The 14369-nt window shown below is 58.1% G+C and carries 15 protein-coding genes and 2 pseudogenes; 3 read left to right on the forward strand and 14 right to left on the reverse strand.

Annotation, left to right across the window (positions count from 1 at the left end):
* Window positions 1–96: 96 nt before the first annotated feature.
* On the forward strand, window positions 97–606 hold the full coding sequence (locus GN234_RS14365) for an Lrp/AsnC family transcriptional regulator (RefSeq protein ID WP_116834134.1): 510 nt from the start codon (window positions 97–99) through the stop codon (window positions 604–606).
* Window positions 607–636: 30 nt separating this feature from the next.
* Here GN234_RS14365 and GN234_RS14370 read toward each other — a convergent pair whose 3' ends face one another.
* The 6 genes from GN234_RS14370 to GN234_RS14395 form a co-directional block, all read right to left on the reverse strand.
* Window positions 637–1005 carry a RidA family protein gene (locus tag GN234_RS14370; RefSeq protein WP_176688658.1) on the reverse strand — a complete coding sequence of 123 codons (369 nt, stop codon included), beginning with the start codon at window positions 1003–1005 and terminating at the stop codon, window positions 637–639.
* Between the two features lie 55 nt (window positions 1006–1060).
* Window positions 1061–2488 (reverse strand): amidase, encoded by a 1428-nt coding sequence (locus GN234_RS14375; RefSeq protein WP_163855377.1) that lies wholly within the window; start codon window positions 2486–2488, stop codon window positions 1061–1063.
* Window positions 2489–2492: 4 nt separating this feature from the next.
* Complete coding sequence (locus GN234_RS14380; protein ID WP_176688659.1) at window positions 2493–3176, reverse strand: amino acid ABC transporter permease; 684 nt, start codon at window positions 3174–3176, stop codon at window positions 2493–2495.
* Window positions 3173–3829, reverse strand: a complete 657-nt coding sequence (locus GN234_RS14385) for an amino acid ABC transporter permease (protein WP_109753442.1) — start codon at window positions 3827–3829, stop codon at window positions 3173–3175. Before GN234_RS14385 ends, GN234_RS14380 begins: the two co-directional genes overlap by 4 nt.
* Window positions 3829–4617 (reverse strand): amino acid ABC transporter ATP-binding protein, encoded by a 789-nt coding sequence (locus GN234_RS14390; RefSeq protein WP_116834132.1) that lies wholly within the window; start codon window positions 4615–4617, stop codon window positions 3829–3831. Before GN234_RS14390 ends, GN234_RS14385 begins: the two co-directional genes overlap by 1 nt.
* A gap of 78 nt (window positions 4618–4695) precedes the next feature.
* A complete protein-coding gene (locus tag GN234_RS14395) occupies window positions 4696–5565 on the reverse strand; it encodes a substrate-binding periplasmic protein (protein ID WP_176688660.1) in 870 nt (289 codons plus the stop codon).
* Window positions 5566–5723: 158 nt separating this feature from the next.
* Between GN234_RS14395 and GN234_RS14400 the strand changes: the two genes are divergently transcribed.
* A complete protein-coding gene (locus GN234_RS14400; protein ID WP_233459546.1) occupies window positions 5724–6752 on the forward strand; it encodes a GlxA family transcriptional regulator in 1029 nt (342 codons plus the stop codon).
* Between the two features lie 33 nt (window positions 6753–6785).
* Here GN234_RS14400 and GN234_RS14405 read toward each other — a convergent pair whose 3' ends face one another.
* The 3 genes and pseudogenes from GN234_RS14405 to GN234_RS14415 all read right to left on the reverse strand — a co-directional run bounded on the left by GN234_RS14405 (window position 6786) and on the right by GN234_RS14415 (window position 10160).
* Window positions 6786–7721, reverse strand: a complete 936-nt coding sequence (locus GN234_RS14405) for an AraC family transcriptional regulator (RefSeq protein ID WP_116834127.1) — start codon at window positions 7719–7721, stop codon at window positions 6786–6788.
* Between the two features lie 22 nt (window positions 7722–7743).
* A complete protein-coding gene (locus GN234_RS14410) occupies window positions 7744–8577 on the reverse strand; it encodes an oxidoreductase (RefSeq protein WP_163855383.1) in 834 nt (277 codons plus the stop codon).
* A gap of 100 nt (window positions 8578–8677) precedes the next feature.
* Window positions 8678–10160: pseudogene (locus GN234_RS14415) on the reverse strand (leucine-rich repeat domain-containing protein).
* Window positions 10161–10608: 448 nt separating this feature from the next.
* Between GN234_RS14415 and GN234_RS14420 the strand changes: the two are divergent.
* Window positions 10609–10881, forward strand: a complete 273-nt coding sequence (locus tag GN234_RS14420) for a hypothetical protein (protein WP_024617777.1) — start codon at window positions 10609–10611, stop codon at window positions 10879–10881.
* Between the two features lie 47 nt (window positions 10882–10928).
* Here GN234_RS14420 and GN234_RS14425 read toward each other — a convergent pair whose 3' ends face one another.
* The 5 genes and pseudogenes from GN234_RS14425 to GN234_RS14445 form a co-directional block, all read right to left on the reverse strand.
* A complete protein-coding gene (locus GN234_RS14425; RefSeq protein ID WP_176688662.1) occupies window positions 10929–11390 on the reverse strand; it encodes a hypothetical protein in 462 nt (153 codons plus the stop codon).
* 264 nt (window positions 11391–11654) lie between these two features.
* Complete coding sequence (locus GN234_RS14430; protein ID WP_176688663.1) at window positions 11655–12104, reverse strand: SMI1/KNR4 family protein; 450 nt, start codon at window positions 12102–12104, stop codon at window positions 11655–11657.
* 201 nt (window positions 12105–12305) lie between these two features.
* The gene (locus tag GN234_RS14435; RefSeq protein WP_176688664.1) at window positions 12306–12527 is read right to left on the reverse strand and encodes a hypothetical protein; all 222 of its coding nucleotides are present in this window, start codon (window positions 12525–12527) and stop codon (window positions 12306–12308) included.
* Between the two features lie 186 nt (window positions 12528–12713).
* Window positions 12714–13214: pseudogene (locus GN234_RS14440) on the reverse strand (POTRA domain-containing protein); the annotation flags it as partial.
* A gap of 174 nt (window positions 13215–13388) precedes the next feature.
* Window positions 13389–14288: a proline iminopeptidase-family hydrolase gene (locus GN234_RS14445; protein WP_176688665.1), complete on the reverse strand. Its 900-nt coding sequence runs from the start codon at window positions 14286–14288 to the stop codon at window positions 13389–13391.
* Window positions 14289–14369 lie beyond the last annotated feature (81 nt).

Here is a 14369-nt window from a genome sequence, read left to right on the forward strand (position 1 = left end):
CAAAGTCAAAAATATGTGTTGCAAGTTTCAGTCAATTAAAGAAACATAAATCATCGATTACTACTTTTAACATATTTTTATTGTGCAGAATCCAACATGAACGCAATAAACAGCCACAGGAAATCCGGCACTCCAGGCGCAGAGCCGCACCCGCTGGACCGGACCGACCGCGCCATTCTCAAGACCCTGCAGCGAGACGCCTCTATCTCCAATGTGGCGCTCGCCGAGAAGGTGAAACTGAGCGCGCCGGCCTGCCTGCGACGCGTCGAACGCCTCAAGCAGGCAGGCCTGATCAAGGACATTGTCGCGTTGCTGGACAATCAGGCGCTCGATGCAGGAATGGTGGTGTTGATCGGCGTGGTGCTGGACCGCTCGACGCCGGAATCCTTCGCAGCCTTCGAAGCCGCGGCGCAAAAGGTGTCCGGCTGCATGGAATGCCATGTGGTGACAGGGGAATTCGACTACTTCATGTTGATACGAACCAAGGACAGCAACAGCTTCAACCGGCTCCACGCGGAGCAATTGCTTTACCTGCCCGGGGTTCGCCAGATTCGCTCGTTCATGGGGTTGCGCCAGGTCTTGTCGACCACCCAAATCCCCCTTTGAGGCCTGACAGAAAGAGTCGGCCCTGTCCTCTCAAACATCAGAAGCAGGTTTCACTGCTATAACCATGATCTCGACCAGCACCTCAGGCCGCGCCAGACGTGCCTGAACAGTGGCCCGTGCCGGAGCGCTGTCGGCTGGCAGCCAGGCGTCCCACACCGAATTCATCGGAGCGAAATCACGGTCAATGTCTTTGAGCCAGATCTGTGCGCTCAAAAGCTGCCCCTTGTCACTGCCCGCCAACGCCAACAAGGCTTCGATCTTGGCCAGCACCTGCTGCGTCTGCGCTTCGATGCCAGACTGTAGGTCAGTGGGCACCTGGCCGGAGAGGTAAAGCAGATCGCCGTGACTGACCACGCCGGACATCCGCGCGCTGCTCTGAAAACGTTGAATCGTTGCCATCGGGTTTAATCCATGAAGTGAGAAAGTTAAGGGACTGTGCTGCCGCTCAACCGGATTACGCCACCACCCTGTCCGGCAGGTCCCAACCCACAGGCCGCTGTTGGTGCCAATCACTGACTTGCTGATAGGCGTGGGCGATCCGCAGGACCAATGGTTCGGCGAAAGCGCGACCGACGATCTGCATCGAGACCGGCATGTGTTGCTCGTCGAAGCCCACCGGCAGCGCCACTGAACAGAGATTGAGCAGGTTGGCGAAACGGCCGAGCAGGGCCAACGGTGTCCCGTACTCATCGACCTGACTCAACGGCACACTGCCAATGGCGTTGGTCGGAAACGCACAGGCATCGACATTGGACATGGCCTCGTCCATGGCTCGGCGAGCAACACGTCGCTGGTTGTGCAAATTGATATAGGCCGCCGCGTCGACGGCGCGTCCGCTCAGCACCCGACGCTGCACATGAGGATCGAAGCGCAGATCATCGCGCTCGAACAAACTGCCAAGGCTGGCGTAGCCTTCGGCGCTCATAAGGCCACCGGCGACGCGCATGCATTGCTCCAGCGAAGTCGGTAGCGGCTGTTCGACCAGGTGCATGCCCAGTGCGGCCAATTGCTCCAACCCCCGGTCATAGGCGGCCAATACGCCAGGCGCGATGTGTACGCGTTCGGCCTGTGGCAGCACCCAGATGCGCAGACCGGCCACCGGAAGACTCAAGCCTGCCGCGGCGCTGAAGACTGGCGATCTGGCCGAGACCGGGTCCAGCGGGTCCGGCCCCAGCAGCGCATCAAGCATCCACGCAGCGTCTTCGACGGTGTGCGTAATCGGCCCCACCGAATCCAGCGATGGGCACAATTCGATCAAACCGTGGCGGCTGACCAACCCACGCGTGGTTTTCAACCCAACCAGACCACACATGCCCGCAGGAATCCGCACCGAGCCACCGGTGTCGGTGCCCAATGCCGCGCTTGCCAACCCTCCAGCCACGGCCACCGCTGAACCACTGCTGGAACCACCTGGAGCACGATGCACTTCGCGGTCCCATGGGTTCCACGGCGTGCCCATCACTGCATTCGTGCCCCACCCGCCGAAAGCGAATTCGACGGTGTGGGTCTTGCCCATAATGATCGCACCGGCGCGCTCCAGGCGCTGGACCGCCGTGGCGGTAAGCCGCGAGATACGCGGCGTCTGCGCCAGCGAACCACCGGTTATGGCCTTGCCGTCGATTTCGAACAGATCCTTGATCGCGATCGGAATGCCATGCAACGGACCCAGGTTGACACCTGCGGCCCGCTGCCGATCGGCAGCGATGGCGGCACCGAGCGCGCGTTGAGGGTAGGCCTCGACATAAGCATTGAGTTGCCCGTTGAAGCACTCGATCCGCTCCAGTTGCGCGCAGACCAGGGACTCGCTCGTGAGTGTTCCGGACTCCAGTGCTTGCCCCAATTGGCCAATGCTGTGGGAAGCGGTTCGATCCATGATGCTCATGTGTTCAACCTCGAATGGTTTTGCGTCCGCGAGAAAATCGTATTTCCAGCGCTCGCGACAACAGAGAAAGAGGGAAAGCGATGACGAAATAGAACAGCCCCACCAGCAGGAAAATATGCATCGGCAAAAAGGACTCGGAGGCGATGGCCCTGGCCGCCAGCATCAACTCATCGGTGGCGATCAGGGCGCACAGGGAGCTGTCCTTCAGAATCGACACGTAGGCATTGAGCAACGGCGGCAACATGCCGCGAATGGCTTGCGGAAAGATTACGGCGGTGAAGGCTTGCAATGGCGTCAGGCCGGTGGCTATGGCCGCCTCACGCTGGCCTCGATGCAAGGAGTCCAACCCTCCGCGCAGGATCTCCGCGACGTAGGCGCTGCCCTGCAACCCCAAACCGATGGCTCCGGCCCAGTAACCGGACAACGTCAGCCCGAAGCTGGGCAAGGTGAAGTACAGCGCCAGCAGCAACGCCAGAAGCGGCACCGCCCGCATCCCCTGGATGAAAAACACGGCCAGGCGCTTGAGCAATGCGCTGGGACTCTTCATCGCCCAGGCCAGTAACGCGCCCAACAGCGCCGCCAGGGCGAAGCCTGTCAGGGACAACTCGGCGCTGACCCGTGCGCCGAGCAGCAGGCGAGCGACCCAGTCGCTCCAGTACTCCGGGTATTGCTGGAAAAAACCGATCATCGCGCCGCCCCCAGATGACGTTCAAGTCGGATGAATCCCGCGCCGATTGGCAGGATCATCGCTGCATAGATGCACATCACCGCCAGATAAATCAGCGAGGTCTGGAACGTGGAGGTCACCAGATTGCGGGCAAGGAACATGATTTCCGGCACGGCAATGGCCGAGGCGATGGACGTATCCTTGATCAGTTGCGTGACATAGTTGGCATAAGCCGGCAACGCAACACGCAGGGCCTGGGGCAAGAGGATGTAGCGCAGAATCTGCATACGGTTCAGGCCGATGGCCTGCCCGGCTTCATGCTGGCCGACATGCAGCGATTGCAAGCCGGCGCGGAAAGTATCGGCCAGCACTGCGCTGCCTACCAGGCTCAAACCGACGATGGCCGCCAGCCACGCGGGCAAATTGATGCCCAGGTAGGACAGCCCAAAGTAGATCAGAAACAGGTGTGCCAGCGCGGGCACATTGCGCATCCACTCGATGAAACAGGCAATGGCGCCATGTACCAGTCGCGATCGGCTGAACGTCAGTAAAACCGCCAGCACCAGGCCTCCGACGCTGGCCAGCGCCAAGGTGCAGAGGGCAATTTCCAGCGCACTCACTGCGCCTTTCAACAGCAAGGGCAACAGCCCGAGAAAAGCCTCCAGATTCGCCATCAAGCGCTCTCCACAGCCATACGCCCAAGAAAGCTGCGGGTACGTTCGTGACGAGGGCTGTCGATGACTTGCGCCGACGGCCCCTGTTCGACAATGCGCCCGCCGTCCATGAAGATCACCCGATCCGCCACATCGCGGGCAAACCGCACCTCGTGGGTGACCATGATCATGCTGCGGCCCTCTTCCGCCAGCTCGCGAATCACTGCCAACACTTCACCCACCAACTCGGGATCCAGCGCCGAGGTTGGTTCGTCGAACAGAATCACTTTCGGTTGCTGAGCCAAAGCCCGGGCGATGGCGACCCGCTGTTGCTGACCACCCGACAATTGCTCGGGATAAGACTCGGCCTTGTGCCGCAGGTGGACTTTTTCCAACATCGCGTCGGCCAACTCATACGCCTGCTTGCGCGGCATGCCTTGGGCCTTGATAGGACCGAGCGCGACGTTATCGCGCACGCTCAAGTGCGGCCAGAGGTAGAACAACTGGAACACCATGGCGATCTCACGGCGCTGCGGGGCCATCTCCCGGTCACTCATCAGACGCGAACGCCTGCCGTCCTTGACCTGGCCGATCAACTCGTCCCCCAGCCAGATCTCGCCACTGGTAGGTTTTTCCAGGTAATTGATGCAGCGCAGGCAGGTGGACTTTCCAGATCCGCTCGGGCCGATCAGCGACAAGGTTTCACCGGGCTTCAACTCCAGGCTGATGCCCTTGAGCACTTCCAGATCGCCGTAGTTCTTGTGTAATTCGTGCACGCGTAGCAACGCGGTGTCAGACGGGTTCGACATTTCGGCTAACCTCTTTTTGTTGTAGGCGTGGCGATGAATCGGTGCATCCGCCGGACTCCTCCCCATCGCCTCACACACTTATTTGCAGCCAGGTAACGTCCAGCCTGCAGGGCGATCGACGCCGAGCCGCAGGTCCTTGCCTTCGGGCATGAACCAGACATCCTGGGTCAGGCCGTAGCGAGCGCCGATCTTGCGCATCTCACAGTTTTTCCAGAGCGTCTGGATCTGTGCGTTGACCGCCGTCACCAGTTCCGGGCTGGCCTTGTTGAAGCCGAACACCACCTGACCCAAGCCCGTCAGCAGTGGGAAATTAGGATCGTTGTCGATGAAGGCGTTGAAATGCAGGTGCCATTGCTCATTGCGGGAAATGGCGTATTGCATGACCGGTGGATCGCCGATCACCGCATCGATACGTCCGGCGAGCAGATCGCGAACGGCCGCATCGGACGTGTCGTACAGGGCGACTTGCAGGCCCTCGATCTTGCGCATCTCAGGGATGAACGAAAAGCCGGTGATGGTGCCGACTTTCTTGCCTTGCAAATCCTTGAGGCTGTTCCAATTGGTCTTGTCTGTCTGGGTGATGCCGTTCTTGAAGTAGTGGATAGGATCGCTCAAGGCCATGATTTTCGAGCGTTGCTCGGTCCAGCCCATGGTGCCTGCCATGACATCCACCCGCCTGGACTGCACCGACGCAATCGTCCCTGACCACTCCATCAATGCCGGCTTGACCTTGAGCCCCAGCTTTTCGGAAATTTGTTGAAGGATTTCACCGTCATAGCCGACCATCCGGCTATCTTGATACCCTGTCCCCGGCATATCACCACTGAAGGCGATGGTCAGGCTTCCCGGCTCTACTGTCTCCAATGCGAACACCGGTGCCGCAGCCAGAACGCACACCAGAAAACCGGCACAAATACCGGAAAAACGCTGAACCTTGGACGTCTTCATCGGATGCTCCTCGATAGTTTTTATTGTGGCAGCAGAACGTTTCGCATGGCCCCATCGTAGTGGGACCGGCGCTATAACTTGTTGGATGCTTTGCACGAATGATTGAATATTTGCGACATTCTGGCGATGTAGAGAACGGGACGCCCCAGGAAAGCCTCGTGGACGGGCTCGATCATGGGCAGGCGCGTCACCCACCCATCCGCCGCGGCACCGCCGAGCTGTCTATTGGCATCATGTTGTGGCCACGCTTCCCCTTGCTGTCACTGTCAGGACTGACCGATGCGTTGCGGCATGCCGCCGATACGGGTGATCAAAGCCGCCCCATCCGCTGCCAATGGAAAGTACTCGGCACGCCCGGGCAAAGAGTCATTTCCAGTAGCGGGCTGGACGTGCCCATCGACAGCGAACTCGCTGACCCGGAGCGTTTCGACTACATCGTGGTGATTGGTGGATTGCTCGACTCCATCGAGGCGGTGCCGAAAACCTATCCTGCGTTCCTCCACCAGGCCGCGGCGGCACAGGTGCCGTTGATCGGCCTGTGCACCGGCAGCTTCGTGCTCGCGCGACATGGCCTGATGGCGGGGCGAACGGCGTGTGTCCACGCCTATCATGGCGACGACTGGAAGCGGCTGTTTCCGTCGTTGCGCTTTGTCATCAACAGAGACTTTCTGATCGACCAGGACCGGATCACCTGCGCGGGCGGCGTGTCAGTGATCGAATTGGCCCTTCACCTGATCGGCATGCATTGCGGACCGGATCGTGCGGGCAAAGTCGTGCATCAGATGACGGTGGCGAAGAACACGTCCAACAGTTTCGTCGACCGACGCAAGGCGCTCGGCTACGCCAGCTCCTCCAACCGTAGGCTGCACGAAGCCGTGATGCTGATGGAGAAACACATGGCCCAACCCCTGGATATCGAGGCCATTGCGCATCTGGTCGGCACCAGCAAGCGGCAATTGGAACGCCTGTTCGTCGCTGAAACCAACAACAGCCCGGCCCAGTTCTACCGCCAGGTCCGACTCAGGTTCGGCAGATGGCTGCTCGTGAGTTCCGATCGCCAGATCGGCGAGATCGCCTTTGAATGTGGCTTCGCGGATGCACCGCATTTTATTCGACACTTCCAGAGCATGTTTGGCCTGTCGCCAGGGAAGCTACGCAAAGCCTTGATGCAACAAGAGGGGAAGTAGCGCTGCACAGGGTTCCAACACTTCGCCACATCGCTAATGCGACGAAACATAGACCGACGGCGTGGCGGGCGCCGGCAACGCATAGGTCGCCTTCATCCATTCAATCTCGGCCTGAGGCGTGCGGCCAAAGAAGCGTTTGAATTCGCGACTGAATTGCGAGGCGCTTTCGTAACCCACGCTGAACGCCGCCGCCGAAGCGCTCATGACGTTGCGCAGCATCAGCAGGCGTGCCTGGTGCAGGCGCGTCGATTTCAAGTACTGCATGGGCGAAGAGTCGGTCACGCCGCGAAAGTGCCGGTGAAAGTTGGGGATGCTCATGTTGGCTTCGTGGGCCAGCGTTTCAACGTCCAGATGCTCGTGGTAACAGCTGTGGATTTTGCGTATCGCCCGGGTGATCTTGCCGAAGTGCCCCTGGCGATTGAGTGCGGCACGCAGTGAGCCGCCCTGCTCGCCGGTGAGGATGCGGTAGTAGATTTCTCGTATCAGCGACGGTCCCAGTATTTGCGCTTCGCCCGGGCGACTCATGGTCTCAAGAAAACGCAGGGTCGAGGCGCGCAGCAAATCGTCCATGGGTGAGGCATACATGCCCTTGGGCAGGGCATCACTTGGGCCCAGCACCTTATCGACTTGCAGTATCAACTCGCTGGCTAATTGAAAGTCGAGTCGCATGTAGATCGCCAGCATGGGCTCAACCTCGGTGGCGTCAGTCTCCATGGTGAAGGGCACGGGGACGGACACCACCAGGTAGTGCTGGGCGTCATACACGTAGACGTCATCCCCCAGATAACCGCGCTTGCGCCCCTGGCAGAGGATGACGATGCCCGGGTCGTACAAGACCGGCGTGCGCGTCAGTGGCCGGTTCGAACGCAGAAAGCGGATGTCGTCCAGCGCGCTGAGGTTGTAGCCCTCCACCGGCGCGAGCTGCTCCATCAACTGCACCATGGGCGATGTGTTTGAGGCCTGAGTCATTGATGCCCCTTTTGCTGGCCGTTCAACCGTCAGTCGAACGGCTCAGCGCTTCCCATTGATCGATTTCACTGGCGGAACGACTGAGTTTGTCGCGTACCAGGTTCAGTGCATCACTGCCCAGCAGCAAGTGCGCGGGAGGCCTCGGGCTGGCGATGACCTGCAACATCGCTTGTGCAGCCTTGCGTGGGTCGCCCAGTTGCTTGCCGCTTTTCTCTTCCCGCGCTTTACGCACCGGGTCGAAACTGGCGTCGTAGTCGGCAATGCTGCGCGGCGTGCGCTGCATTGAACGACCCGCCCAGTCAGTGCGAAACGAGCCAGGCGCTACTGCGGTCACGAAGATATTGAACGGTAGCAACTCCTTGCTCAGGGTATCGGAGAGGCCTTCGAGGGCAAACTTGCTCGCGCAGTAGTAGGAGATACCTGGCATGGTGATGGTGCCGCCCATGGAGGTGATATTGAGGATATGACCGGCACGGCGTTTGCGAAAGTACGGCACGAAGGCCTTGGTCACCGCCACGGCGCCAAATACGTTGACGTCGAACTGACGACGCATCTCCTCCAGCGGCGACTCTTCGAAGATCCCCTCATGACCGTAGCCGGCATTGTTGACCAGCACATCGACCGGACCGTGAGTGGCTTCTGTCGCCGCCACGACGCTGTCGATCCGGTCGAACTCGGTGACATCCAGGATCACCCCACGGGCACGCTCCGTGGCGAGCCCTTCGAAGGCTTGCAACGCCGCCTCACTGCGCACGGTACCGATGACACGGTGGCCCGCTGCGAGTGCTTCTTGCGCCAGGGCGTTGCCCAAGCCACTGCTCACGCCCGTGATGAATAAGGTTTTTCTGCTGTGCATGGCGAGGTTCCCATCAGTAGGTACAAGGCCATGGTAGCTATCGAAAACGGGCTCACCTATGCCGGTTCGCCTTGGAACATTGCCTATTCCTATCAGCGCGTCAGATACCGGGCCCCGTTACTTGAGCTGGCAACCTGGCCAAACGATCCCAACCGCCTGCATCGATTCCGGCGCAGTTAGGCAACCACAACGTGCGCAACGGCAATTGCTCCAGCACCGGCACCACGGCCGAGGTGATTTGCGACGCCCCTGGATCAGCGCCGAGCGTCAGGTCTCGCAACGGCATACGCACGAGGTGGGCCACGCCGGCGTCTGTGAGCCATGGGCTGTCATACAGGCCCAGGCGCTGCAACGGCAGATCCCGCAAGCAAGCGAGGTCGGCATCGCGCAGGTCCAGACCATTTATTTCAAGTTGCTCCAACGGCAATCCCAACTCGGCGAGCTTGCGCAAAACCTTGCCGTCGACGCCTCGGCAAAAACTCAGATTGAGCCGCTTCAGCGGTAGCCCGGCCAGTTGTTTCAGTTCCTTCCAGGTGAGGTCGTTCAAGGACAGGTCCAGGGACTCCAACTCCAGACCGCGCAGGTCACTCAACGTATCTGCACAGACACCTTGCACATCGGAAAGTCCCAGCCGCTTAAGTGGAAACCCGTGCAGCACGTCGAGCCGCTCGATCACCTGTCGTAGGCACTTGAGGTCCAGGTCCGCAAGCGGCATGCCTTCCAGTATTTCCAGATCGTCTTCGCAGATGAAGGCAGATTGGAGCGAAAGCCTTTCAAGAGGCAGTTCCCGGATCGCCTGCAATACGTTCTCGCTTGCGTAACAGTCATCCAGACTCAACGAGCGCAACCCCGTCAGGTCGCGAAGCCAGGACGGATCGTCGAGGATCGCGCCGCTGCCACTGAGGGACAACTGTTCGAGGGGATGACTTGTCAGGTGCGCCATGCCACGGGACGTCAATTCACTCACCCGTTGCAACGTCAGTGATCGCAGCTTGAGGCGTGACAGTGCGCGAAGGCCGTCGTCGGTCATCTCATCGCAACGGTTCAACGACAATTCCTGCAACGGGCTGTCGCTCAGTTGACGGAGAAAACTGTCGTCGAAGTCCTCGCCGTAGGTTTGCAACTTCAGCCGGCGCAAGCGTGTGGGCGACGGGAGGCAGTTGGCGTTGTCGTCGCGGGAAAAGTTGCTGACCTCCAAGGTTTCGAGGGCATTGGCGGGCAAACGTTGCCACATCTGCGGGCCGCAGATAAACCTCGGGCTGTTGAGCACCAATGTGCGCAAGGGCAGCCCGGCCAGAGCGTCACACCACTGCGGCTCAGCGTTGTTCAACTCCAGATGGTCTACCGGCAGGCCACGCAGTTGCGAGAGCATTGGCCCGGGGCGATTTGTATGGGACGTGGTGTTCAGGTGAGCCATCACCACGTTAGCCGCCGGATCGCCCAGGCCCGCCGCGATGCGTAAACCTTCCAGTGACGCCTCCCCCGGTGTCGAGCAGGTCGCGATAGAGCGATGCGCGTGTCGCGATGTCATCGGGGTTGGCGGCGAGTTGGGCGATCAGAGCGTTGCGGTTGGGGGTTGGCACGGTCTAGGAATCTGCGAAAGGAATTGAAAGGGAATATGACCGTTAGGGAAGCATAAAAAAGAGTCTTGCTGAAGAGGTTACAGGGTTGGGTGTGCCATATCGATTTCACCCTGTGGCGAGGGAGCTTGCTCCCGCTGGGCTGCGAAGCGGCCCCACGATTTTGCGGTCACTGCGCAACCGAGCGGGAGCAAGCTCCCCTCGCCACGGTTACCTTTCTAGCCATAACGATATGCCTAATGGACGGCTGGTTCCGACCTTGTTGATAGTCGCAAAGCGATGTAGGGAAATACAGCCGCAGAAAGGTCAAAACTCCTACATGAAGCTCGGAAAGCGGTGTCTTGTGGCGCTTGAGCGGGGCGGCCTATAGTTCCTCGTCGCCCCAATGGCGACTCGGGTTTGGCGACCCGGCAAACGAGGTAGCTCCTTTCAACTGAATGAGGTCCTACCAATGAACCGATACATGCCCATCACCGGCGTCGACTGCGTTCCCGCTACCCTGCTGATCGACACCGAAGCCCCGCTTGATGTCCTCTTCGAAACCGCTGACTACCGCATCCGCACTGTGACCCAACTGCTGGAAAACATCGCGTTTCGCTCGGAGATCAGTTCCGACACGCTGGTGCTTTCCGACTTTTGTAAAATGCTGACGATCGCGTTGCGCGACGGGTGTGATGTGATGGATGTGATTGGCAGACGGTTGCGGGCGCAGGCGGCTGAATGAATGAAAACGGGCGACCTTTGGGGCCGCCCGTTTCGCTCAGGCTCCTATCAACGCACTCGCTTACTGACTACCGCGCCAGTAGCGGCATCCTCCAACCATATCTCCAATCGGCTAGGCCCCACGTACTTGGTACGGGCGATGACCTTTTGGCCTGGCTTACCCTCAAACTCCAAGTCCGCAAACATGAAGTGCAGAGGCAGCCGGTACTCCAACTGCACGGTGTAGGTTCCTGGTGTCAGCACAGCACGCTGGGGAGAGTCGTTCCTGTAATAGTAGGTGGAGAATGGGATGTTCCCGACCTTCTTGTCGTTAATCCTTATGATGTTCAGATCAGGCTCGGAATCCAAAAGATGCCGCTGGGGCCTTCCCGCATAGGTATCGGTTTCCAACACGGTATAGCGAGACTCATCACCGGCCTCGTGGGACTCGACATTCGAATAGGCAGGCATCTCTGCGCAGCCATAGAGGCTTAGAAGCATGATGAAAGCCGGCATGAACATTTTTTTCATTTACAAACTCTACCTTCGCCCAATAAAAAATTGATTATCCACCAAGAATACAGGGTGGTCGCCATAAGCTGGCGGTCGCACATTCCGGGGATCCCTCAGGATCTATCCCTGTTTGCCACGTGGCGAGGGGATTTATCCCCGCTCGAGAACAAAAAAGGGGACAGATTTATTTATAGACCGAGAAACCAACGAGCCCGCCCCTCTGTGTTTACAAAATAAATCCGTCCCCTTTTCGCTATTTTTCTATAAGCGCAACACTAACAATCAACCCGCCGCACGCCTTTCAACTAACGACTTGACGTACTTCAGCCGCTCAAAAATAAAATCAGAAAAATTTGACGCCAACACATCAACCCCATCCAACTCAGAACTAATCTCTACGACCTGCCAATTATTTTTTGCGTCGAAAGCATATAGCACATCGCTCGAATTTCCACCGAATACGTAAACACCCTCATAGCCCTCAATTTCCCGACCGCATATAGTCGAATACTTCTCCGGACCATCATCGAGATGAAATGCCGCATCTAATTCGCCAAAACCAAACTCAGTGAGAAATTCCAGATAATCAGCTGGAGCTTGCTGCCGATCTAATTCATCAACATTGCTTAACGTCGCACTCGTGTCTGTTACACGGTAGCCGTAATTTCCCTCATAGTCTTCTGAGGACGTCAGAGCCTCAACCAAAGACTTTAATTCTTCTTTATTTTCCATAGTCATTCACAAGAAAAGGGGACCAAGAAAAGGGGGCAGATTTATTTACAACCCGAGCAAAACCAACAAATCTGCCCCTCTGCGTTTCACAAAATAAATCTGTCCCCTTTTTGCTCTCATGTCCCCTTTTTGCTCGCCCTCTTTTGCGACCTAAGAAATCGTACATATAATGTGGTCTTCCCCGGCCCCTTTATGGACCGTTTAACCATGGTTCAAATTCTTAACCGCCTGATTCAAAAGGGACATGAATTCTTCCAGCTCAAAATTCCAACTCCCGCCCACAACAGGTGGGTAAATTTCGATCTCAGCTGATCTGCCAGGCTCACGGGATACTTCTGCCAGTTGGTTAGCTCCCGCCCAAATCTCAAATACCAAATTTTCACGATCTGGTGGGCTGGTTATCATTGAAGATAAATGAGTCATGGTTTTGGTGGCTCCAATAGACCAATAAATTTCCCATTAGCATCATAACGTAGCCCCCGACCGTCAGGAGCAACTACATCCATTACCTTCCCAAATCTCCCCGTATCCTTATAGGTTGCGGTTGTCGCGGGATTGCTCAGAATTTCATCAGCTATTTTTTGACCTTGAGCGTTAATTTCGGAAGGACTTCCTTTGACGCAACTGGCTGCCCTCGGCACTCTTCAGGCCTTCCAGCCGCCCCTCGACGACCAGCACTTGCAGATGGCCACTGGACAGATCCTGTTGCGGCAAATAGGCGCGACTGGTGACCAGGCCTTTTTCCAGGTAGTGGTCGGTGATGACCTTGAGCAACTGGTTAAGCTGCGGCACACCCAGGCACTGGTTGAGGAAGGGCTTGAGCAGGCGCTGGCGCTCCCCCTCGGACAGGGCGTCGGCGCCCTTGAGCTCGATGGTCTTGATCGGGAAACAACGGGTATCGGCAGGCGCCGTGGGTTGGGTCGACTTCGCTTCCTTGCCGGGCAGGTCCTTGAGTTCTTCCAGGCGTCGGCGCTGCTCTTGGAGCAGACGGTCCTGGCGTTCACGGATCAGGTCCGTGTCGCCGGGGGTTGGCGCGGCGACGGCAATGTTCATCGCTAGAAAACACAGCGACGCAACGACTAGCCTCGTCCCTAAGGCGAATACGGACATGTTCGATCCCTCGATACAGAAATGACAGCAGGCATGCACAGCAATGCGCGGACACCAGACCCTGCATATCGCTTTCGGTTCAAGAGAGCGGAATTTTCCACTGAAAAAAGAGACGCGTCTCACAGGACGCGTCAAAAAACACAACAAAAACGACGGCTCGGATTGCGCAGACGCCTACAAACACTCATCCAGGAAACTCACCACAGTTCCCATGCAAGCCATCCGCTCCTCGATATGGGGCATATGGCTGGAGTGTTCGAACAACGCCCAGCGAATGTCGGGCACATGATCCACATAGGGTTGGACCACCAACGGCGTCGCTTCATCGTATCGGCCTGAAATCAACAGGGTCGGCACCCTGACGCGAGGCAAACGATCGGTGATGGACCAGTCCTTCATGCTGCCGATCACATGGAACTCGGTGGGGCCGTTCATGGCGTGATAAACGGTAGGATCGGCATCGATCTGGGCAAAGGTACGGGCGACTTCGTCGGGCCAGGGCGTGACACGGCAGACATGACGGTCGTAGAAAACCCGAGCGGCCTCAAAGTACTCGGTAGACGTCAAGGTTCCAGCCCGCTCGTGCTTGAGCAGTGTCTGCTGCACCTCAATGGGTAGAAGCTGGCGCAAGCGATTGACTTCAAGGAGCCAGGTGGACATGTCCGCCGGGGAGTTGGCGATGATCAACGCGCGCAAGCCCGCAGGCTGGAGCACCGCATGTTCGCTGGCCAACATGCCGCCCCAGGATTGCCCCAAAAGTGCGTAATTGTCGCGAATGCCCAGATGATCCAGCAGGTTCCCCAACTCATCGAGAAAGAGCGCCACGTTCCAGAACGAGGGGTCTTTTTCCGGAAGATGGGTGGAACGCCCATTACCCAGTTGGTCGTAATGAATCACCGGATAGCCACTGTTGGCAATATCCTTGAAAGCATCGACATAATCGTGTGTACAGCCCGGGCCGCCATGCAGGATCAGCAGCGGCGTACGGCCACTGCTGAAATCGCCAGTGATGCGATACCAGGTCTGATACGGACCGAAAGGCGCAAAGCCTTCGTGCGTTACGGGAAGATCCATTTCGTGCCGCCCCCTAGAAATCCTGCGGCACACGATACCGGGGACTGGCCGGCGGAATAACTAGAGAAACAGATAGGTTTT

It is taken from the genome of Pseudomonas bijieensis (assembly GCF_013347965.1).
In the GTDB taxonomy this organism is placed as follows: domain Bacteria; phylum Pseudomonadota; class Gammaproteobacteria; order Pseudomonadales; family Pseudomonadaceae; genus Aquipseudomonas; species Aquipseudomonas bijieensis.